Raw genomic sequence first — 22275 nt, 5'->3', positions numbered from 1 at the left:
CGGGAATCTCCCTTCTGACACTCACCGATGCCGCGGTTCGATACCGCCGGCAAAACCGAACGGGACAGCCTCGACGAGCTGTACACGCGGCTGATGTCAGCGAGTCAATACAGCGTATCGCGCAGCCGCTGCGGCAGTTCGGCGTCATACTGCTCGCCGTCAAAGCCGCTTTTGCTGCTTTTGCTGATTTCGGCCAGCAGGGTACCCGTACTGGGCAGCGACTGGCGCGAGATCTGCGTCGACGCATCCCACAGGCCGGAACGCAAGATGGCCCGGCCGCACTGAAAGAATACCGCCTCCACCGTGATACGCAGCACCGAGCGCGGCAACATGTTGCGATGGGCAAAGCGTTGCAATAGCGTTGGGGCGATCACAATCTCTGCCCGGCCGTTGATACGCAGCGTTTCATTCACCCCGGGAATCAGCAGCAGCAGCGCGACGCGGTTGTCATGCAGAATATTGCGCAGACTGTCGATGCGATTGTTGCCGCGTCGATCGGGCAACAACAGCGTTTTTTCATCCTCGATATGCAGGAAACCGGCCGGATCGCCGCGCGGCGACACGTCCATACCGTCCGCCCCCACGCTCGCCAGCGCGGCAAAGGTAGCGGCCTCGATAAAGGGGCGATAGGACGGGTGAAGGTAACTGACTTCCTTGAACACCGACGGGGCGGCCGGTTGGCCGTAAATTTGCTCAAGCGTGGCTAAATCGTTAACGGTCTCGTTGCACATTGCTGCTCCCTGAGTGAATCATCTAGACCCCCATTGAGGATAGAGCAAAATCCCGCCAAAGGAGAGCAAGGGTCGGCTATGCGGCACTGGCCTGCTGCAACCGCTGCATAACCTCCGCGTCGAGTCAGGCTCAACCAGCCAGATGCGTCGCACCCGGCACGCGATAAAAAGCCGTACTAACAGACAAGATTAGTCTGGAATACGGAAAATCCCCGAACTCTTCATGGAAAACTGACGATTCCTCCATTTTTCCTTCATTTTTATCAAGTCTCCAACCGCTAAACTAGTATCCTATAGAAAGACCGCTTTTCGGCAATCAATGCCCGTCAGTACGCCTGCCTTTGGAGAAAATTTTCACCGTCATGAATGCAAACCCCACACGTCGCTCCTGGATACTGCGCCTGCTGGCGCTGATTATCGTGGTTATTGCTGCCGTTATGCTGTGGCGCCATTTCTCTGCGACGCAGCCCGAGGCGATGCCAAGCGCCCGCCAGGCCGCCGGCAAGGACGCACGCGCAACGCCTGCCGCCGGTAGGCGCGGTATGCCGATGTCTCCGGTGCAGGCAGCCACCGCCAGCCAACAGACGGTGCCGCGTTATCTGTCCGGGCTGGGCACCGCTACCGCCGCCAATACCGTGACCGTCACCAGCCGCGTCGATGGTCAACTGATGGCGCTGCACTTTACCGAGGGACAACAGGTAAAAGCCGGGGATCTGCTGGCGGAAATCGATCCGCGACCGTTCAACGTCCAGCTTACCCAGGCGCAGGGGCAATTGGCGAAGGATCAGGCCACGCTGGCCAATGCCCGGCAGGATTTGGCGCGTTATCAGCAACTGGTGAAAACCAACCTGATATCACGTCAGGAACTCGACGCGCAGCAAGCGCTGGTGCGCCAGACCGAAGGGGCCATCAAGGCCGATCAGGGCGCGGTCGACAGTGCCAGACTGCAAATCACCTACAGCCGTATCACCGCACCGATTGACGGGCGCGTCGGCCTGAAGCTGGTGGACGTCGGCAACTATATCAGCAGCGGCAGCACCACCGGGCTGGTGGTGATCACCCAGACGCAGCCGATCGACGTGATATTTACCCTGCCCGAGGGCAATATTGCCGATCTGGTGAAGGCGCAAAAAGCCGGCCCGGTCACGGTGGAAGCCTGGGATCGCACCAATCAGCAACGGCTCGCCAGCGGCGCACTGCTGAGTCTGGATAACCAGATTGATACCGCCACCGGTACCATCAAACTCAAAGCGCGTTTTGACAATCAGGACGACGCGCTGTTTCCCAATCAGTTCGTCAACGCACGGCTGAAGGTCGACACCCTGCACAACGCGGTGGTGATCCCGACCGCCGCATTGCAAATGGGCAACGAAGGCAACTTTGTCTGGACCCTGAGCGACGATAATCGCGTCAGCAAGCACCTGGTGACCGCCGGGGTGCAGGACAGCCAGCAGGTGGTGATCAGCGCCGGCCTGAGCGCCGGCGACCGGGTGGTAACCGACGGTATCGATCGCCTGACCGAAGGCGCGCAGGTTGAAGTGCTGACGCCGCAGGAAACCCCGGCGGCGGCCAAGCCGCGCCAGCAACCGCACCTTCAAGGGAAATCCTGATGCACGCCACACCGCCGAACGCCGGTGGCGGGCCATCCCGCCTGTTTATTCTGCGCCCGGTCGCCACCACGCTGCTGATGCTGGCCATTCTGCTGGCCGGTATTATCGGCTATCGCGCATTACCGGTTTCCGCGCTGCCGGAAGTGGACTACCCGACCATTCAGGTGGTAACGCTGTACCCCGGCGCCAGTCCGGACGTGGTGACTTCGGCCATCACGGCACCGCTGGAACGCCAGTTCGGCCAGATGTCCGGCCTCAAGCAAATGTCATCGCAAAGCTCCGGCGGCGCGTCGGTGGTTACGTTGCAGTTTCAGCTGGAACTGCCGCTCGACGTTGCCGAGCAGGAAGTGCAGGCGGCGATAAACTCCGCCACCAATCTGCTGCCGAGCGACCTGCCCTACCCGCCGATCTACAGCAAGGTCAACCCTGCCGATCCGCCGATCATGACGCTGGCGGTCACCTCCAGCGCCATGCCGATGACCCAGGTGGAAGACATGGTGGAAACCCGCGTTGCGCAGAAAATCTCCCAGGTGAACGGCGTTGGACTGGTCACGCTGTCCGGTGGGCAACGCCCGGCGGTACGGGTCAAGCTGAACGCTGCGGCGGTTGCCGCCTACGGTCTGGACAGCGAAACGGTGCGCAGCGCCATCAGCAACGCCAACGTCAATTCCGCCAAGGGCAGTCTCGATGGCCCAACCCGCTCGGTCACGCTGTCCGCCAACGATCAGATGAAATCGGCCGAAGACTATCGCCAGTTGATCATCGCCTATCAGAACGGCGCGGCAATCCGCCTGCAGGACATCGCCACCATCGAGCAGGGTGCTGAAAACACGCGTCTGGCGGCCTGGGCCAACCAACAGCAGGCGATCGTGCTCAATATTCAGCGCCAGCCGGGGGTGAACGTGATCGCCACCTCCGACGGCATTCGCGACATGCTGCCCCAGTTGGTCAAAAGCCTGCCGAAGTCGGTTGACGTCAAGGTGCTGACCGACCGCACCACCACCATTCGCGCTTCGGTCAATGACGTACAGTTTGAACTGCTGCTGGCGGTTGCACTGGTGGTGATGGTGATTTACGTCTTTCTGCGCAACGTGCCCGCCACCATTATTCCCAGCGTAGCGGTACCGCTGTCGCTGGTCGGCACCTTTGCCGCCATGTATTTCCTCGATTTTTCGATTAACAACCTGACGCTGATGGCGTTGACCATTGCCACCGGGTTTGTGGTCGACGACGCCATCGTGGTGATCGAAAATATCTCGCGCTACATCGAAAAAGGCGAAAAGCCGCGGGATGCGGCGCTGAAAGGCGCCGGCGAAATCGGCTTCACCATTATCTCGCTGACCTTCTCGCTGGTGGCGGTGCTGATCCCGCTGCTGTTTATGGGCGACATCGTCGGCCGACTGTTCCGCGAGTTCGCCGTTACGCTGGCGGTGGCGATCCTGATTTCCGCCGTGGTGTCGCTGACGCTGACGCCAATGATGTGCGCACGCATGCTCAGCCATGAATCGCTGCGCCGGCAAAACCGTTTCTCTCGCGCCTGCGAACGGTTCTTTGACCGGACGATCGCCCGCTACGGCGTCTGGCTGAAGGTGGTGCTCAACCACCAATGGTTGACGCTCGGCGTGGCGCTGGGCACGCTGGCGCTGACGGTGTTGCTGTATCTGCTGATCCCCAAGGGTTTCTTCCCGGTACAGGACAACGGCATCATTCAGGGCACGCTGGAAGCGCCGCAAAGCGTGTCGTTCAGCAATATGGCCGAACGCCAACAGCAGGTAGCCGCAGAAATCCTGCGCGATCCGGCGGTGGCAAGCCTGACCTCGTTCGTCGGCGTCGACGGCAGCAACGCCACGCTCAACAGCGGCCGGCTGCAGATCAATCTGAAGCCGCTCAATGAACGCAGCGATCGCATTCCGGCGGTGATTGCCCGCCTGCAACGGCAAACTGCGCATTTCCCCGGCATGAAACTGTACCTGCAGCCGGTGCAGGATTTGACCATTGATACCCAGGTCAGCCGCACCCAGTACCAATTTACCTTACAGGCGATGTCGCTGGATGAGCTGAGTCTGTGGGTGCCGAAACTGCTGGCGGCGCTGAAACAGACGCCCGAGTTGACCGACGTGACCAGCAACTGGCTCGATCAGGGGCTGGTGGCTTACGTCAACGTCGATCGCGATTCAGCCTCGCGCCTCGGCATCAGCATGAGCGACATCGACAACGCGCTGTATAACGCCTTTGGCCAACGGCTGATCTCCACCATTTACACCCAGGCCAACCAGTACCGCGTGGTGCTGGAGCACGACGTCAGCCAGACGCCAGGGCTGACGGCACTCAACGATATTCGCCTGACCAGCAGCAACGGCACCATTGTGCCGCTCAGCGCCATGGCAAAAATAGAGCAGCGCTTTGGTCCGCTGTCGGTCAACCACCTTGACCAGTTCCCGTCGGCAACGGTGTCGTTCAATGTGACGGATGGCCATTCGCTGGGCGAGGCGGTGGACGCCATTAACCAGGCGGAACGGCAACTCAATCTGCCCAATGACATCACCACCCGGTTCCAGGGGGCCACGCTGGCATTCCAGGCGGCGCTTGGCAGCACCCTGTGGCTGATCCTGGCGGCAATTGTTGCAATGTATATCGTGCTCGGCGTGTTGTATGAGAGCTTTATCCACCCGGTGACCATTCTGTCCACCCTGCCGACCGCCGGCGTCGGCGCACTGTTGGCATTGATGGCGGCGGGCAGCGAGCTGGACGTGATAGCCATTATCGGCATCATTTTACTGATTGGCATCGTCAAGAAAAACGCCATCATGATGATCGACTTTGCGCTGGCCGCCGAACGTGAACAGGGCATGACGCCGTACGATGCGATTTATCAGGCCTGTCTGCTGCGTTTCAGGCCCATATTGATGACCACGCTGGCGGCGCTGCTTGGTGCACTGCCGCTGATGCTCAGCACCGGCGTCGGCGCCGAGCTACGCCATCCGCTGGGGGTATGCATGGTGGGTGGTCTGGTCATGAGCCAGATCCTGACGCTTTTCACCACGCCGGTGATTTACCTGCTGTTTGACAAACTGGCGCGTAATACTCGCCGTCAGCCCGACCCGCAGGAGCTGCCGTGAAATTCTTTGCCCTGTTCATCTACCGGCCGGTGGCCACCACGCTGCTGACTCTGGCGATTGCCATCGCCGGGGTAATGGGGTTCCGGCTATTGCCGGTCTCACCGCTGCCGCAGGTGGATTTCCCGGTGATCGTCATTAGCGCCTCGCTGCCCGGCGCGTCGCCGGAAACCATGGCGTCATCGGTGGCAACGCCGCTGGAACGCGCGCTTGGCCGCATTGCTGGCGTCAACGAAATGACCTCGATGAGTTCGCTAGGCAGCACTCGAGTCATTTTGCAGTTCGATCTGGATCGCGATATCAACGGCGCGGCACGTGACGTGCAGGCGGCAATCAACGCCGCGCAAAGCCTGCTGCCAACCGGCATGCCCAATCGCCCCAGCTACCGTAAGGTGAACCCGTCAGACGCACCGATCATGATCCTGACGCTGACCTCGGACACCTATAGCCAGGGGCAGCTGTATGATTTCGCCTCGACCCAGCTGGCGCAAAAAATCGCCCAGACCGAAGGGGTCGGCGACGTGTCGGTGGGCGGCAGTTCGCTGCCGGCAGTACGGGTGGAACTCAACCCGGGTGCGTTATTTAATCAGGGAATTTCACTCGACGGCGTACGGCAGGCCATCAGCAGTGCCAACGTTCGCCGGCCGCAGGGGGCGGTGGAAAACCAGCAGCAGCGCTGGCAGCTACAGGCCAACGACGAGTTGAAAACCGCCGCCGACTACCAGCCGCTGATCGTGCATTACAACAATGGCTCGGCGGTGCGGCTCGGTGACGTCGCCGAGGTCAAGGACGCGGTGCAGGACGTGCGCAACGCCGGGATGACCAACGCCGAGCCGGCGATCATTCTGACCGTCAGCCGCGCGCCGGATGCCAACATTATTGAAACCGTCGATCGCATTCGCGCCGAACTGCCGACGTTGCAGGAAACCATCCCCGCCTCGATCCATCTGAACATCGCGCAGGATCGCTCCCCCACCATCCGCGCCTCGCTGGCGGAAGTCGAACAGTCGTTGGCCATTGCCATTGGGCTGGTGATTCTGGTGGTGTTCATCTTCCTGCGCTCCGGCCGTGCCACGCTGATCCCGGCGGTGGCGGTACCGGTTTCGCTGATCGGTTCGTTCGCCGCCATGTATCTGTGCGGCTTCAGTTTGAACAACCTGTCGCTGATGGCGCTCACCGTTGCCACCGGCTTTGTGGTCGATGACGCCATCGTGGTGCTGGAAAACATTTCGCGCCACGTCGAAGCCGGCATAAAGCCGTTGCACGCCGCGTTGAAAGGCGTGCGCGAAGTCGGATTTACCGTGCTTTCCATGAGCGTGTCGCTGGTGGCGGTATTTATCCCGCTGTTATTGATGAGCGGCTTGCCCGGCCGACTGTTCCGCGAATTCGCCGTCACGCTGTCAGTTTCCATTGGCCTGTCGCTGATAATTTCGCTGACATTGACGCCGATGATGTGCGCCTATCTGCTACGCCACCAGCCGGCGCGAGCCCAGCGTCGCAATCGCGGATTCGGCCGACTGCTGGTGGCGTTGCAGCAGGGCTACGGGCGTTCCCTCAACTGGGTGCTTGGCCATTCGCGCTGGATCCTTGCGGTGTTTCTCGCCACCATCGCCCTTAACGTGTGGCTGTATGTCAGCATCCCGAAAACCTTTTTCCCCGAGCAGGACACCGGCCGCCTGATGGGATTCATACAGGCGGATCAGAGCATTTCGTTCCAGGCAATGCGCGGCAAGCTGGAAGACTTTATGAAAATCGTGCGTGAAGATCCCGACGTCGACAACGTTACCGGTTTCACCGGCGGTTCACGCACCAATGCCGGTTCGATGTTCATTTCGCTCAAGCCGTTATCCGAACGCCGCGCCAACGCGCAGCAGGTCATCGCCCGACTGCGCGCCAAGCTGGCGCAGGAGCCGGGAGCCAGTCTGTTTCTGATGGCGGTGCAGGATATTCGCGTTGGCGGGCGGCAGTCGAACGCCAGCTATCAATACACCCTGCTGGCCGACGATCTGAGTGCGCTGCGCGAATGGGAACCGAAGATCCGCACCGCGCTGGCTGCCTTGCCGCAACTGGCGGACGTCAATTCGGACCAGCAGGACAAGGGGTCGGAAATGGATCTGGTGTATGACCGCGAAACCATGGCGCGGCTGGGCATTTCCGTTTCCGATGCCAATAACCTGCTCAATAATGCCTTTGGCCAACGCCAGGTTTCGACCATCTATCAGCCGCTCAATCAGTACAAGGTGGTGATGGAAGTGGCGCCGCCCTATACCCAGGATGTCAGTTCGCTGGAAAAAATGTTCGTGATCAATAACGACGGCAAGGCGATCCCGCTGTCGTATTTCGCCCACTGGCAACCGGCCAACGCGCCATTATCGGTCAACCATCAGGGCTTGTCGGCGGCCTCGACCATTTCGTTTAACCTGCCGGACGGCGGCAGCCTGTCAGACGCCACCGCGGCCATCGAACGCACCATGACCGCGCTCGGCGTGCCCGGTACGGTACGCGGCGCATTTGCCGGCACCGCACAGGTATTCCAGGAGACGCTGCAATCCCAGCTGTTGCTGATCGTCGCCGCCATCGCCACGGTGTATATCGTGCTTGGCATACTGTACGAGAGCTACATCCACCCGCTGACCATTTTGTCCACCCTGCCCTCCGCCGGAGTCGGCGCCTTGCTGGCGCTGGAACTGTTCGATGCCTCGTTTAGCCTGATCGCATTGATCGGTATTATGCTGTTAATAGGCATCGTCAAGAAAAACGCCATCATGATGGTCGATTTCGCATTGGATGCGCAACGCAACGGCGGCATCAACGCACGCGAGGCGATTTTCCAGGCCAGCCTGCTGCGCTTTAGGCCGATCATGATGACCACGCTGGCCGCGCTGTTTGGCGCGCTACCGCTGGTGCTGACCAGCGGCGACGGTGCCGAACTGCGTCAGCCGCTGGGCATTACCATTGCCGGTGGGCTGTTGATGAGCCAGTTGCTGACGCTGTATACCACGCCGGTGATTTACCTGTATTTCGACCGGCTGCAAATGCGTTTTCGCCGCGGCAAAAAACTGCAACCATTACCTGAATAACCGATGAGGCCGGGCGGTGCCTGATTCGGCACTGCCCCATCCATCCGCGGCGTGAGAGACCAGGGGGAGAGCAAGGTTCGTGAAACAGCAACCCGCGTCCGTACAATGGCAACTGTGGATCGTCGCATTTGGTTTTTTCATGCAAACGCTCGACACCACCATCGTCAATACCGCGTTACCTTCCATGGCCGTCAGCCTGGGTGAAAGCCCGCTGCGCATGCAATCGGTGATAGTTTCCTATGTGCTGACGGTGGCGGTAATGCTGCCGGCCAGCGGCTGGCTGGCGGATAAGGTCGGCGTAAAGTGGATATTTTTCAGTGCCATCGTGTTATTTACCCTCGGCTCACTGCTGTGCGCCCGTGCGGAAACGCTGAACCAGTTGATTGCCTGGCGTGTGGTACAGGGGATCGGCGGCGCCATGATGGTGCCGGTCGGCCGCCTGACGGTGATGAAAATCGTGCCGCGCGACCAATACATGGCGGCAATGACCTTCGTTACCCTGCCCGGGCAGATTGGCCCGCTGATGGGACCGGCGCTCGGCGGCTTTCTGGTGGAATACGCCAGCTGGCACTGGATTTTCCTGATCAACATTCCGGTCGGCATTGCCGGCGCCATCGCCACGCTGATGCTGATGCCCAACTACCGCATGCAGACCCGGCGCTTCGACATCAGCGGCTTTATCATGCTGGCCATCGGTATGGCGGCGTTGACGCTGGCGCTCGACGGCCATAAGGGCATGGGGCTGTCGGCGGCCGCCATCGCTGGCCTGGTGGCGCTGGGTGCCGCCGCGCTGGCAGGCTACTGGTGGTATGCCCGTGGCAATTCACGGGCACTGTTTTCGCTGTCGCTGTTTGCTACCGAAACCTATAAGGTCGGCCTGTCCGGTAGCCTGCTGGGGCGCATCGGTAGCGGCATGCTACCGTTCATGACCCCGCTGTTCCTGCAGGTCGGCATGGGGTTTTCTCCGTTCCACGCCGGATTGATGATGATCCCGATGATCCTTGGCAGCATGGGCATGAAACGCATCGTGGTGCAGGTGGTCAACCGTTTTGGCTATCGCAACGTGCTGGTGTATGCCACCCTGTTGCTGGCGCTGATCACCGTGCTATTTTTGCTGGTGGCGATGCTGGGCTGGCTGTATCTGCTGCCGGTGGTGCTGGTGTTCCAGGGCATGATCAACTCGCTGCGCTTTTCGGCGATGAATACGCTGACGCTGAAAGACCTGCCGGACCGGCTCGCCAGCAGCGGCAACAGCCTGCTGTCGATGGTGATGCAGCTTTCCATGAGCATCGGCGTCAGCATCGCCGGCATTTTAATCGGCAGCTTTGCCCACCATCAGGTGGTGGCCGACAGCCCGGCGATCCACAATGCCTTCATCTACAGCTACCTGTGCATGGCGCTGATCATTGCACTGCCGGCGCTGGCCTTCGCTCGCGTACCGGTCATCAACATCACCAACCGCACATTGACCAAAGGGCCGGGTAACAGCTCAACGAGGATTTAATGAGAATAGGCATTACCGCAAAGCTGTTTTTAGCCATCTTCGCCACCTGCATGCTGGTGTTGATCACCATGCATTGGGGCGTTCGTCTCAGCTTCGAACGCGGCTTTATCGATTACATCAAGCACAGTAACGAACAGCGTATCGCCATGCTCAGCGATGCGCTGGAAGACCAATACAGCCGCCACGGCAACTGGCAGTTTCTGCGCAACAACGATCAGGTGGTCTACCAGATCATGCGTTCGTTCGAACAGAACAGCGACAGCAGCCACAACCTGCCACCCAAAGGCTGGCGCACCCAGTTCTGGGTGGTTGACAGCCAGTACAATCGGCTGGTCGGCCACGCCGGCCACATTCCCCAGGAAGGCAACCGCCAGCCGATTCGCTACAACAATCAAATTGTCGGCTGGGTGATCGCCACCCCACCGGAACGCCTGACCCGCAACGCCGACATTAACTTCGACCGTCAGCAGCGTCGCACCAGCTGGTGGATTGTCGCGCTGTCGACCCTGCTGGCGGCGGCGGTCACGCTGTTGATGTCGCGCGGCCTGCTGGCACCGGTGAAGCGGTTGGTCGCCGGCACCCACCGTCTGGCAGCCGGCGATTTCAGCGCGCGGGTGGCGGTCAGCAGTCAGGATGAGCTGGGTCGCCTGGCGCTGGACTTCAACCAGCTCGCCACCTCGCTGGAAAAAAACGAACAGATGCGCCGTGCCTTCATGGCCGACGTATCGCATGAACTGCGTACTCCGCTGGCGGTGCTGCGCGGTGAGCTGGAGGCGTTGCAAGACGGCGTGCGCCAGCCGACGCCGGCGTCGCTCAGCTCATTGCAGGCAGAAGTGTCCACCCTGACCAAACTGGTTGACGATCTGCATCAGCTGTCACTGTCCGATCTCGGCGCGCTGGCCTACCGCAAATCCCGGGTCGACTGTGTGCATTTGCTGCAAATAGCCGTTGCGGTGTTTCGCGAACGTTTCCACGCCAAGGGCCTGGAGATTGTCACTCGCCTGCCGGAGCGCGCGTTGCTGTTCGGCGATCCGGATCGTCTCAATCAACTGTTCAACAATCTGCTGGAAAACAGCCTGCGTTATACCGACGCCGGCGGCAAGCTGGAGATCGGCATCGAAACGCACGCCAGCAGGCTGGTTATCTATTGGCAGGACAGCGCCCCCGGTGTCAACGACGAGCAACTGTCGCGCATCTTTGAACGTTTTTATCGCACCGAGGCATCGCGCAACCGCGCCAGCGGTGGCTCAGGCCTTGGCCTTTCCATCAGCCAAAACATCGTCGAAGCGCACGGCGGCCATATCCGTGCGCAGCACTCGCCTTTGGGTGGCGTGCGTATTACGGTAGAATTCCCCGACCTAATTTCGTCGGTAAAGAACAAGGCGCCCTAATGGAAACGCAAAATCAGCCATTGCAGATCATGATTGTCGAAGATGAGCCCAAGCTGGGCCAATTGCTGGTGGACTATCTCCAGGCTGCCGGCTATGCCACCCGCTGGCTGACCAACGGCAGTGAGGTAGTCGCGGCGGTGCATCAGCAGCCGCCGGCGTTGATCCTGCTGGATTTGATGCTGCCGGGCAGCGACGGCCTGTCGGTCTGTCGCGAACTGCGCCGCTTTACCGAGCTGCCGATCGTGATGGTCACGGCAAAAATCGAAGAGATCGATCGGCTGCTGGGGCTGGAGATCGGCGCGGATGATTATATTTGCAAGCCCTACAGCCCGCGTGAAGTCGTCGCGCGGGTGAAAACCATACTGCGCCGCTGCTACCGGCCGCAGGAACCCCAGCAGGAAGATGCCCTGCTATACATCGACGAACCGCGTTTTCAGGCCAGTTATCAAGGCCAGATGCTGGATCTCACGCCGGCGGAATTTCGCCTGCTGAAAACCCTCGCCAGCCAGCCCGGCAACGTTTTTTCACGCGAGCAACTGCTGAACAACCTGTATGACGATTATCGCGTGGTCACCGACCGCACTATCGACAGCCATATCAAGAATCTGCGCCGCAAGCTGGAAGCGCTCGACGGTGAAAAGGCGTTTATCCGTTCGGTATATGGTGTCGGTTACCGTTGGGAGGCGGAAGCGTGCCGGTTGGTCAATCCTCTCTGAGCCACCGGGTGGTTAGCTTCCTGTGCGTTGTGCCTGCGGCAAAATGAAAATTTCCGACGGCCGCAAATATTTCGGCGTTTTTTTACGCTACGCTAATTAGGTCTGTTTGCACAGTCGCCCAAAATTCAAGGGATTGACTACACTTACTGCAATTATCGACCCAACAGGAGAAGGACCCATGGCAACCGGCCACTATGAGTTGAAAAAGTCGTCCAACGGACAGTACCACTTCACCCTGAAAGCCAGTAATGGAGAGATTATTCTTTCCAGCGAAATGTACGCCAGCAAGGCGTCGGCGGAGAACGGTATTGCTTCGGTGCAAACCAATTCCCCCAACGAAGCGCAATACGAAACCAAGGTCAGCAGCAGCGACAAACCGTATTTCGTGCTGAAAGCCAAAAACCATCAGATCATCGGCGTCAGCCAGATGTACAGCTCGGATGCCAGCGCCAAAAGCGGTATCCAGTCGGTGATCAAGAACGGCCCGACGACCGACGTGCGCGATCTGAGCGCCTGAGGCTTTTTTACGCGCGGCGCCACGGCCGCGCGTTTTCCACATGATGCAGATCAATCTCCCCTGAATAATTCCGGTTAATTGCTGATTTTGGCGCGGGCTGCCGTTACAATTCTGCGCTTTCACCGCGCCATCAGGTGGCGTGGTACTGACCTGAAATCAGACTGAGAACCTTCATGTTTATACCGGAACTCCTCTCCCCGGCCGGAACGCTGAAAAACATGCGTTACGCCTTTGCCTATGGTGCCGATGCGGTTTACGCCGGCCAACCGCGTTACAGCCTGCGGGTACGCAATAACGAATTCAATCATGAAAATCTGGCGCTCGGCATCAACGAAGCCCATGCGCAGGGCAAAAAATTCTATGTGGTGGTCAATATTGCGCCGCATAACGCCAAACTGAAGACCTTTCTGCGCGATCTGAAACCGGTGATTGAGATGGGCCCGGACGCGCTTATCATGTCGGACCCTGGCCTGATCATGATGGTGCGCGAAGCCTTTCCGCAAATGGCGATCCACCTGTCGGTGCAGGCCAACGCGGTCAACTGGGCGACGGTGAAATTCTGGCAGCAGATGGGGCTGACGCGTGTCATTCTGTCGCGCGAGCTGTCGCTGGAAGAGATCGCGGAAATCCGCAGCCAGGTGCCGGACATGGAGCTGGAAATCTTTGTCCACGGCGCGCTGTGCATGGCCTACTCCGGCCGCTGTCTGCTGTCTGGCTACATAAACAAGCGTGATCCGAATCAGGGCACCTGTACCAACGCCTGCCGCTGGCAATACAAGGCGGAACCCGGCAAGGAAGACGACGCGGGCAATATCGTTCACCAACATGAGCCCATCCCGCTGCAAACCGTCGAGCCGACGCTGGGCATCGGCGCGCCGACCAACCGGCTGTTTATGCTGTCCGAAGCGCAGAAGCCGGGCGAATACATGAGCGCGTTTGAAGACGAGCACGGCACCTATATCATGAACTCCAAGGATCTGCGTGCCATCCAGCACGTAGAGCGCCTGACGCAGCTCGGCGTGCATTCGTTAAAAATCGAAGGCCGCACCAAGTCGTTTTACTATTGCGCCCGCACCGCTCAGGTTTATCGCCGGGCGATAGACGACGCCGCCGCCGGCAAACCGTTCGATCCGTCGCTGCTCACCACGCTGGAAGGCTTGGCGCACCGCGGCTATACCGAAGGCTTCCTGCGCCGTCATAGCCATGAATCGCAGCAAAACTATGAGTACGGCTCTTCGGTTTCCGAACGCCAGCAGTTTGTCGGGGAATTCACCGGCGTACGTCGCGACGGTTGGGCCGAAGTTGACGTAAAAAACAAATTTTCCTGTGGCGACAACGTTGAGTTGATGACGCCGGGCGGCAACATCCAGTTTACGCTGGAGAACATGCGCAATAAAAAAGACCAGCCAATAGACGTGGCGCCGGGTAACGGCCACATTGTTTATTTACCGATCCCGCAGGATATCGAGCTGGAATATGCGTTACTGATCCGTAATTTACCACAGGGAAATAACCCGACCGCCTGATTAGCCCCGTTGCCGTCGCTGCCGCGGTTTTTTTGGCAAATATTAGAATTGGATCACGGTAATTTGCTGTCAGCCTGGTTAATATCAGGCTGCTTAAAACCAATAACGAAAAATACTTGCATAGCAATACTAGGAACCACCTCCTTAGCCAGTCCAATCTCCCTTGGGCTGGCTTTTTCTTTTTTCTATTGCGTCAATAACCAGCCAAGAAAATTATTTTAAACATTCACGTTATTTATAATATTAATATCCCATCGGGTTAAGTCGATATATTATTTCCTCTTGAGTAAAATAACACCGTGTTTAAATCCCGTTCACCTGCGCTGTTAACTGAATATTCTGATGGTTTAGCGCCGGCTTGTGGTTTATCGTTTATCCCAACATGATCGGGTCTGGAGTTCGCAAATGAGTCAACACGCGCCAACGCTGCTTATCATCAACGGTAAAGGTGCCGGCGATGAACTGGTGCGCGCTGCCGTTCACACGTTGAGAGAAGCGGGTGAAATCCTGCACGTACGCGCTACCTGGGAATACGGGGACGCCGCGCGCTACGTCGCAGAAGGGGTAAAACTCGGCGTCAGCAACATTATTGCCGGTGGTGGCGACGGCACCATTAACGAAGTCGCCGCCGCACTTGTCACCCTTCCCGAGCAGCAACGCCCGATCCTGGGCATCCTGCCGCTGGGCACCGCCAACGACTTCGCCATGGCGTGCAATATCCCGTTAGTGCCCGAACAGGCGCTGAATCTGGCGATCAAGGGCCGCGCCGTGCCGATCGATCTGGCCAAGGTGAACGAAGATCGCTACTTTATCAATATGGCTACCGGTGGCTTCGGCGCACGTATCACCACCGAAACACCAGAAAAACTGAAAGCAGCGTTGGGCGGCGTTTCCTATTTCATTCATGGTCTGCTGCGCATGGACACCTTGAAAGCCGACCGCTGCGAAATTCGCGGCCCGGACTTCAACTGGGCCGGCGACGCTATGGTGATTGGCATCGGCAACGGCAAGCAGGCGGGCGGCGGGCAGCAGCTATGCCCGGATGCGTTGATCAACGACGGTCTGCTACAGCTACGCCTGCTGATTGCCGATGAGCTGCTGCCGGCGCTGGTCGCCAGCCTGTTCAACGGCGAAGAAAACAAAAACGTCATTGGCGCATCGCTGCCTTGGGTGGAAATTGACGCGCCGCATACCATGACCTTCAACCTTGACGGTGAACCGCTGAAAGGCACCCACTTCCGCATCGAAGTGCTGCCGCACGCCATTCAATGCCGCCTGCCGCCTAACTGCCAACTGCTCGGCTAACCTTGACGAGCGCCGTCTGGCGCTCGCTTCCCCCGCCTATTTTTACTGTAACCCGTGCGACGTTAACGCGCCGAAGTGTGATCCCCTCCTGCAAATCCCACAAATCATACTTGTATGGTAGTTGGCACGTAGCGTATTTTTCGCCCATTACAACGCTAGCAAGTACAGGAGTGGATATCATGAAAATCGTTAACGCCGAGGTCTTCGTTACCTGCCCGGGCCGAAATTTTGTCACGCTGAAAATTACCACCGACGACGGCATTACCGGGCTGGGTGACGCAACGCTCAACGGCCGCGAGCTGTCGGTTGCCTCCTACCTGCGAGACCATCTCTGCCCGCAGCTGATTGGCCGCGATGCGCAACGAATCGAAGATATCTGGCAGTTCTTTTACAAGGGTGCCTACTGGCGCCGCGGGCCGGTGACCATGTCGGCAATTTCCGCCGTCGATATGGCGCTGTGGGATATCAAGGCCAAGGCCGCCAACATGCCGCTGTACCAACTGTTGGGCGGCGCCTCGCGTAGCGGCGTCATGGTGTATTGCCACACCACCGGCCATTCGGTTGACGAAGTGCTGGACGATTACGCCCGCCATAAGGAAATGGGCTACAAGGCTATTCGCGTACAGTGCGGCGTGCCGGGCATGAAGACCACCTACGGCATGGCCAAAGGCAAAGGCCAGGCCTATGAACCCGCCACCAAGGGCAACTGGCCGGAAGAGCAGCTGTGGTCGACGGAAAAATACCTCGACTTCACGCCAAAACTGTTCGAAGCGGTGCGCGATAAATTCGGTTTTGACGAACATCTGCTGCACGACATGCACCACCGGCTGACCCCGATCGAGGCGGCACGCTTCGGCAAGAGCATCGAGCAATATCGCCTGTTCTGGATGGAGGATCCCACCCCGGCAGAAAACCAGGAATGCTTCCGTTTAATTCGCCAGCACACCGTGACACCGATCGCCGTCGGTGAGGTGTTTAACAGCATTTGGGACTGCAAGCAGCTGATCGAAGAGCAGCTGATTGACTATATCCGCACCACGCTGACCCACGCCGGCGGTATCACCGGCATGCGCCGCATTGCCGACTTTGCCTCACTGTATCAGGTGCGCACCGGTTCCCACGGCCCGTCCGACCTGTCGCCGGTGTGCATGGCCGCCGCGCTGCACTTTGATTTATGGGTACCGAACTTTGGCGTACAGGAATACATGGGCTATTCCGAACAAATGCTGGAGGTGTTCCCGCACAGCTGGACCTTCGACAACGGCTATATGCATCCGGGCGAAAAACCGGGCATCGGTATCGAGTTCGATGAAAAACTGGCGGCCAAATACCCGTATGACCCCGCCTATCTGCCGGTTGCGCGGCTCGAAGACGGCACGCTGTGGAACTGGTAATGGGAGAGCTGAAAATGAAAAGCGTAGTGATTGAACAACCGGGCAAGCTGGTAATTCAGCAGCGCGAACTGCCGCAGCCTGCCGCCGATGAAGTGCGGGTAAAGGTGAAGTTCGCCGGCATTTGTGGCTCCGACGTGCACATTTTCCACGGCCACAATCCGTTCGCCAAATATCCACGGGTGATTGGCCATGAGTTCTTCGGCGTGATAGACGCCATTGGCAGCGACGTCGACGACAGGCAGCTCGGTGAGCGCGTCTCGGTCGATCCGGTGGTCAGCTGCGGCCAGTGCTATCCGTGCTCGGTAGGCCGGCCGAACGTGTGCGCCAGCCTCCAGGTGATCGGCGTTCATCGCGACGGTGGCTTCAGCGATTACGCCTGTGTGCCGGCGCGCAATGCCTACCGCATACCGGACACCATCAGCGATCGGCATGCCGCGATGATCGAACCGTTCACCATCGCCGCCAATATCACTGCCCATCTGCAACCCACCGAACAGGACGTGGCGCTGATCTACGGTGCCGGGCCGATGGGGCTGACGGTGATCCAGACCCTGAAGGGCGTCTATCGCGTACGGCAGGTGATCGTCGTCGATCGGGTCACCGAACGGCTGGCGATGGCGTTGGAAAACGGCGCGGATTGGGTGTTTGACAATGCCCAGGCGTCGTTGGCGGACGAACTGGAGCAGCGCGGCATTCGCCCGACGCTGATCGTCGACGCCGCCTGTCACCCGGCCATTCTGTCGGAGGCCATCGCGCTGGCATCACCGGCCGCACGGATCGGCATTATGGGCTTCTCCGCCGATCCCTGCACCATTACCCAGCAAAGCATTACCAGCAAGGAACTGTCTCTGTTCTCATCGCGTCTGAACAGCGCTCGGTTCCCGCAGGTGATCGACTGGATGGCCAACGGGCTGATCGATCCACAGCGCTTGATTACCCACTGCGTTGATGCGCTGGAGGTCGCCGACGCATTACGACTGTTCGAGGAAGATCGCCGCACCTGCTGCAAGGTCCTGTTGCACTTCGACTGAGCAATGCCCCGGCGTAACAACCGGGGGAAGCAGTTCTGTTTGACAATGAAGCATCACGATTAAAACGACACCAAGTGGAGTGCTTTCTATGATTAAGAACGTACGTTGGACCATCGTATTCCTGCTGTTCATGGTTTACATGATTAACTACCTCGACCGCGTGGCGCTGTCGATTACCGTGCCGATGATCGAGCAGGATCTGATGCTGAACGCCGAACAGTTCGGCATTATTTTCGGCAGTTTCTTCTTCGGCTACGCGATTTTCAACTTTATCGGCGGGTTGGCGGTCGACAAGTTTGGTCCAACGCTGGTGCTGGGCATTGCGGTGGGCCTATGGTCGATTTTCTGCGGTATGACCGCCATCGCTACCGGTTTCTATTCCATGCTGATCCTGCGCGTGCTGTTCGGCATGGCCGAAGGCCCGATCTGCTCCTCCGCCAACAAGATGATCAACGGCTGGTTCCCGAAGAAGCAGGCAGCCACCGCCATGGGCCTGCTCAGCGCCGGCTCCCCCCTGGGCGGAGCGGTAGCCGGTCCGATCGTCGGTTATCTGGCACTGGCCTTCGGCTGGCGCCCGGCGTTCATGATCATCTGTTCCATCGGCATCATCTGGATGCTGGTGTGGTTCTTCCTGGTTGCTGATAACCCAGCGAAAAGCAAGCGCGTCACCGCTGAAGAACACGCATTGGTCAACGCGTTGAAAGCCGAAACCCACAGCGCCGAAGAAGAGCTGAGCAATGCGGCACACGGGCTGGGCTATTACCTGAAGCAACCCATCATTCTGGTCACCGCCTTTGCCTTCTTCTGCTACAACTACATTCTGTTCTTCTTCCTGAGTTGGTTTCCGTCTTACCTGGTGCAGGCGCATAACCTGAACATCAAGGAAATGAGCCTGACCACCATGATCCCGTGGATCGTCGGCTTCATCGGCCTGGCGCTTGGCGGCTATATCTCCGACAAAATCTTCAACATTACCGGCAAATTGCTGCTGTCGCGCAAAATCGTGCTGGTGTTCAGCCTGCTGGCTGCGGCCATCTGCGTAGCGCTGGCCGGTACGGTGACCAGCGTGGTGCCGGCAGTAATGTTGATGTCGGTTTCCATTTTCTTCCTGTATATCACCGGCGCGATCTACTGGGCCATTATCCAAGACGTGGTGCACAAGTCCCGCGTCGGCGGTACCAGCGGGTTTATCCACCTGATCGGCAGTATTTCCGGCATCGTTGGCCCTATCGTGACCGGCTATATCGTGCAGCACACCGGCAAGTTCGACAGCGCCTTCATGCTGGCCGGCGGCATCGCGGCGCTGGGTGCCCTGCTGGTACTGTTCGTGATCAAAACACCACGTAACGCGGCTAACGCGGCAACGCAACACTGATGCATGGGGCGGCATTTGCCGCCCCGTAACGCCGGTCACTTTAAAGGACTATGATGATGGCACTCTCCAGCAACAGCCTGCTACCGGCGACGATTACCGTCCCCGGCTATGCGCGCGAACAATTGAAAACCCGTATCGTTCATCTCGGTTTTGGCGCTTTTCACCGCGCCCATCAGGCAGTCTACGCCGATAGGCTAGCCAACGAACATGGCAGCGATTGGGGATATTGCGAGATCAACCTGCGCAGCGGCGAACAGAAGATCGCCGATCTTAAACGGCAGGACCTGCTGTATTCGGTGGCAGAAATGGACGACACCGGCTGGCACGGCCGGGTGGTCGGCATCGTGCGGCAGGCGCTTTATCTTAAATCAGACGGGTTACCCGCGGTGCTGACTGCCATGGCTCAGCCGGACGTCGCCATCGTCTCGATGACCGTTACCGAAAAGGGCTACAGCCACCACCCCGCCAGCGGATCCCTGATGATCGATCATCCTGACATTACACACGACATTGCGCATCCGCTGGAACCGCGCTCGGTCCCTGGCCTGCTGCTGGCCGCCCTGCGCCTGCGCCGCAGCCATGGACTGGCGCCGTTCACCGTGATGTCGTGCGACAACATGCCGGAGAACGGCCGCGTGGTCCGCAATGTGGTGACGCAGTTGGCGCGCTTGCAGGACGCCGAACTGGCCGCGTGGGTCGAGCAGCAGGTGGCGTTCCCGTCAACCATGGTCGATCGCATCGTGCCGGCGGTAACGCCGGACGCATTACGGCAGATCCAGACCCTGCTTGGCGGCGTCAGCGATCCGCTCGGGGTCACCTGCGAACCGTTTCACCAATGGGTAATTGAAGACCGTTTCCCTCAGGGCCGCCCGGCGTGGGAAAAGGCCGGCGCCGAGCTGGTTGACGACGTGGTGCCGTACGAGGAAATGAAACTGCGGATGCTCAACGGCAGCCACTCCTTCCTTGCGTATCTGGGTTATCTGGCCGGCTATGCGCACATCGGCGACTGTATGCAAGATCCGCATTTCGTTGTTGCCGCGCGCCGTCTGATGCTGACAGAACAGGCACCTACGCTGCAAGTACGGGGTGTGGATCTTGCACTGTACGCCGACTCGCTATTGCTGCGTTACGGCAACGGCACGCTAAAACATCGCACCTGGCAAATCGCCATGGACGGAACGCAAAAACTGCCGCAACGCATGTTGGATTCCATCCGCTGGCATCTGGCACACGGCAGCCGTTTTGACTGCCTGGCGCTGGGCGTTGCCGCCTGGATGCGCTACGTCGGCGGCAAGGATGAACAAGGGCAACCCATCGAGATCAGCGATCCGCTGAGCGATGAACTTGCCAGCCGGGTCGCCACCAGCGCCGAAGGTAACGAGCGCGTGCTGTCATTACTGCAAATCGAAACGGTATTTGGCCAGGATCTGCCAGCTAACGCCACCTTTGTCGAGGCGGTTACCCACGCCTATCTGGCACTGTTGGCGCATGGCGCCAAAGAGACCGTGAGCCGTTTATTAAACAACTAAACCCGCTACCGCTATCAGTCTGAACCAGACGCGATATCACAGGTAGTCAGGAGGTGACTATGACCCACGTTTCCACCGGCACCGTTGCCAAAGGCGATACCGCCGCGCTAAAAAGAGTGGCCAGCGCGTCTGCCATCGGCACCGCAGCAGAATATTACGACTTTTTTGCCTACGGCACCGCGGCAGTATTATTCTTTGGCCAACTGTTTTTCCCCAATGCCGACCCGTTAATCAGCACGCTCGCCGCATTTGCCACCTATGCCGTCGGCTTTTTGGCCCGGCCGCTGGGAGGCATCGTCTTTGGCCATATCGGTGACAAGGTTGGCCGCAAAAAGGCGCTGGTGATCACCATCCTGATTGTCGGCCTCGGGACGTTTTGCATCGGTTTGCTGCCAACCTACGAAACCATCGGCATCTGGGCACCGATTACGCTGATATTCATCCGCATCTTGCAGGGCTTTGGCGTGGGTGGCGAACAGGCGGGAGCCGTATTGATGACCGCTGAATATTCGCCGCCGCCACGCCGTGGTTTCTATGCCAGTTGGGTGCAAATCGGTGCCCCGGCCGGCTTCCTGCTCCCCTCCGGTTTATTTGCGTTGCTGACCGCTACCCTGTCATCGGAACAAATGCTGGAGTGGGGATGGCGCATTCCGTTTCTCCTCAGCCTGCTGTTGGTTATCGTCGGCCTGTTTATTCGGCTGAAGATCGACGAATCACCGGTATTTGACCAAATCAGGCAGACCAAGGCCGTGGAGTCCCGGCCGGTGGTCGAGGTCATCCGCCTTTACCCTGGCCTGATCGTCAAGGGCGTATGCGCCAAGCTGATCGAAGCCTGCGCGTTCGCCATGTTTACCGTCATCGTGCTGGCCTATGGCAAAGCCAACCAGCTTAGCGAAAGCATTTTGTTGGAAACGATGATCGTGGCGGTCATGCTGGAAATTATTGCCATCCCGTTCATGGGTCATCTGTCTGATCGCCTGGGGAGAAAACCGGTCTACATCACCGGCGCCCTGCTATTGGCAATCGGTATCGTCCCCTTCTTCCTGGCAATTGGTCTGGACAATTACATCGTTACCCAGATTGCCATGATCCTGGCCTTAACCTTCGGCCACAGCATGTGCTATGCCCCGCAGGCCAGCTATTTCCCGGAGCTGTTCCCAACCCGCATTCGCTGTAGTGGCATCGCCTTAATCTGGCAGACTGGCTCATTGATCGGCAGCGGGATCCTTGGCCTGATCGCGGTGAAAATCTTGCAGGCCACCGGCGGGCACTACTACGGCCTGGCGATTTACATGATTGTGCTTGGGGTGGTTTCGGCCATCGGTTTGAGTCTATTGCCGGAAACGGCGCCGTCGCGGCGTGAACAGGAATATCAAGACTGGCAGTAAGCGCAGGGAAAGCGGATCGCGGCGGGGACGCTGCGATCCGCTTTTAAAGATTAATCGAGCCG

The 22275-nt window shown here is 59.0% G+C and carries 15 protein-coding genes; 14 read left to right on the top strand and 1 reads right to left on the bottom strand.

All coding sequences use genetic code 11. From position 1 onward, the window contains the following. Nucleotides 1-104: 104 nt before the first annotated feature. Nucleotides 105-731 carry a pyridoxamine 5'-phosphate oxidase family protein gene (locus tag NYE85_RS10510; RefSeq protein ID WP_259004673.1) on the bottom strand — a complete coding sequence of 209 codons (627 nt, stop codon included), beginning with the start codon at nt 729-731 and terminating at the stop codon, nt 105-107. Nucleotides 732-1093: 362 nt separating this feature from the next. Here NYE85_RS10510 and NYE85_RS10505 point away from each other — a divergent pair, with 362 nt between their 5' ends. From NYE85_RS10505 to NYE85_RS10440, 14 genes are all read left to right on the top strand, one after another. Then, a complete protein-coding gene (locus NYE85_RS10505; RefSeq protein WP_259004672.1) occupies nt 1094-2341 on the top strand; it encodes an MdtA/MuxA family multidrug efflux RND transporter periplasmic adaptor subunit in 1248 nt (415 codons plus the stop codon). Next, nucleotides 2341-5460 carry an MdtB/MuxB family multidrug efflux RND transporter permease subunit gene (locus NYE85_RS10500; RefSeq protein WP_259004671.1) on the top strand — a complete coding sequence of 1040 codons (3120 nt, stop codon included), beginning with the start codon at nt 2341-2343 and terminating at the stop codon, nt 5458-5460. Before NYE85_RS10505 ends, NYE85_RS10500 begins: the two co-directional genes overlap by 1 nt. After that, complete coding sequence (gene mdtC, locus NYE85_RS10495; protein WP_259004670.1) at nt 5457-8537, top strand: multidrug efflux RND transporter permease subunit MdtC; 3081 nt, start codon at nt 5457-5459, stop codon at nt 8535-8537. The genes NYE85_RS10500 and mdtC overlap by 4 nt, the downstream gene beginning before the upstream one ends. A gap of 139 nt (nt 8538-8676) precedes the next feature. Beyond that, nucleotides 8677-10041, top strand: a complete 1365-nt coding sequence (mdtD, locus tag NYE85_RS10490; RefSeq protein ID WP_259006301.1) for a multidrug transporter subunit MdtD — start codon at nt 8677-8679, stop codon at nt 10039-10041. Continuing rightward, complete coding sequence (gene baeS, locus NYE85_RS10485; protein WP_259004669.1) at nt 10041-11432, top strand: two-component system sensor histidine kinase BaeS; 1392 nt, start codon at nt 10041-10043, stop codon at nt 11430-11432. The genes mdtD and baeS overlap by 1 nt, the downstream gene beginning before the upstream one ends. Continuing rightward, nucleotides 11432-12148 (top strand): two-component system response regulator BaeR, encoded by a 717-nt coding sequence (gene baeR, locus NYE85_RS10480; RefSeq protein WP_259004668.1) that lies wholly within the window; start codon nt 11432-11434, stop codon nt 12146-12148. Before baeS ends, baeR begins: the two co-directional genes overlap by 1 nt. A gap of 178 nt (nt 12149-12326) precedes the next feature. Beyond that, nucleotides 12327-12665, top strand: a complete 339-nt coding sequence (locus NYE85_RS10475) for a YegP family protein (RefSeq protein ID WP_004959869.1) — start codon at nt 12327-12329, stop codon at nt 12663-12665. A 173-nt stretch (nt 12666-12838) separates the two neighbouring features. Beyond that, nucleotides 12839-14191: a tRNA 5-hydroxyuridine modification protein YegQ gene (gene yegQ, locus NYE85_RS10470; protein WP_259004667.1), complete on the top strand. Its 1353-nt coding sequence runs from the start codon at nt 12839-12841 to the stop codon at nt 14189-14191. Nucleotides 14192-14596: 405 nt separating this feature from the next. Beyond that, the gene (yegS, locus tag NYE85_RS10465) at nt 14597-15496 is read left to right on the top strand and encodes a lipid kinase YegS (RefSeq protein WP_259004666.1); all 900 of its coding nucleotides are present in this window, start codon (nt 14597-14599) and stop codon (nt 15494-15496) included. Nucleotides 15497-15675: 179 nt separating this feature from the next. Beyond that, complete coding sequence (gene rspA, locus NYE85_RS10460; RefSeq protein WP_259004665.1) at nt 15676-16890, top strand: starvation-sensing protein RspA; 1215 nt, start codon at nt 15676-15678, stop codon at nt 16888-16890. 14 nt (nt 16891-16904) lie between these two features. Then, a complete protein-coding gene (locus tag NYE85_RS10455) occupies nt 16905-17921 on the top strand; it encodes a Zn-dependent oxidoreductase (RefSeq protein ID WP_259006300.1) in 1017 nt (338 codons plus the stop codon). A gap of 88 nt (nt 17922-18009) precedes the next feature. Next, nucleotides 18010-19296: an MFS transporter gene (locus NYE85_RS10450; protein WP_259004664.1), complete on the top strand. Its 1287-nt coding sequence runs from the start codon at nt 18010-18012 to the stop codon at nt 19294-19296. 56 nt (nt 19297-19352) lie between these two features. Then, complete coding sequence (locus NYE85_RS10445) at nt 19353-20825, top strand: mannitol dehydrogenase family protein (RefSeq protein ID WP_259004663.1); 1473 nt, start codon at nt 19353-19355, stop codon at nt 20823-20825. Nucleotides 20826-20884: 59 nt separating this feature from the next. Beyond that, nucleotides 20885-22213 carry an MFS transporter gene (locus tag NYE85_RS10440; RefSeq protein WP_259004662.1) on the top strand — a complete coding sequence of 443 codons (1329 nt, stop codon included), beginning with the start codon at nt 20885-20887 and terminating at the stop codon, nt 22211-22213. Nucleotides 22214-22275: the final 62 nt, after the last annotated feature.

The organism is Serratia sp. AKBS12 (assembly GCF_024793895.1).
Lineage (GTDB): Bacteria > Pseudomonadota > Gammaproteobacteria > Enterobacterales > Enterobacteriaceae > Serratia_F.
This window is presented reverse-complemented; position numbering and strand designations above follow the sequence as displayed.

Excerpts from the sequence above, each read along its gene's own strand:
- NYE85_RS10500 (WP_259004671.1), top strand. The coding sequence starts at position 2,341 with ATGCACGCCACACCGCCGAACGCCGGTGGCGGGCCATCCCGCCTGTTT.
- NYE85_RS10510 (WP_259004673.1), bottom strand. The coding sequence starts at position 731 with ATGTGCAACGAGACCGTTAACGATTTAGCCACGCTTGAGCAAATTTAC.
- mdtD (WP_259006301.1), top strand. The coding sequence starts at position 8,677 with ATGCAAACGCTCGACACCACCATCGTCAATACCGCGTTACCTTCCATG.
- NYE85_RS10475 (WP_004959869.1), top strand. The coding sequence starts at position 12,327 with ATGGCAACCGGCCACTATGAGTTGAAAAAGTCGTCCAACGGACAGTAC.
- NYE85_RS10505 (WP_259004672.1), top strand. The coding sequence starts at position 1,094 with ATGAATGCAAACCCCACACGTCGCTCCTGGATACTGCGCCTGCTGGCG.
- baeR (WP_259004668.1), top strand. The coding sequence starts at position 11,432 with ATGGAAACGCAAAATCAGCCATTGCAGATCATGATTGTCGAAGATGAG.
- rspA (WP_259004665.1), top strand. The coding sequence starts at position 15,676 with ATGAAAATCGTTAACGCCGAGGTCTTCGTTACCTGCCCGGGCCGAAAT.
- NYE85_RS10455 (WP_259006300.1), top strand. The coding sequence starts at position 16,905 with ATGAAAAGCGTAGTGATTGAACAACCGGGCAAGCTGGTAATTCAGCAG.
- yegQ (WP_259004667.1), top strand. The coding sequence starts at position 12,839 with ATGTTTATACCGGAACTCCTCTCCCCGGCCGGAACGCTGAAAAACATG.
- NYE85_RS10445 (WP_259004663.1), top strand. The coding sequence starts at position 19,353 with ATGGCACTCTCCAGCAACAGCCTGCTACCGGCGACGATTACCGTCCCC.
- NYE85_RS10440 (WP_259004662.1), top strand. The coding sequence starts at position 20,885 with ATGACCCACGTTTCCACCGGCACCGTTGCCAAAGGCGATACCGCCGCG.
- yegS (WP_259004666.1), top strand. The coding sequence starts at position 14,597 with ATGAGTCAACACGCGCCAACGCTGCTTATCATCAACGGTAAAGGTGCC.
- NYE85_RS10450 (WP_259004664.1), top strand. The coding sequence starts at position 18,010 with ATGATTAAGAACGTACGTTGGACCATCGTATTCCTGCTGTTCATGGTT.
- baeS (WP_259004669.1), top strand. The coding sequence starts at position 10,041 with ATGAGAATAGGCATTACCGCAAAGCTGTTTTTAGCCATCTTCGCCACC.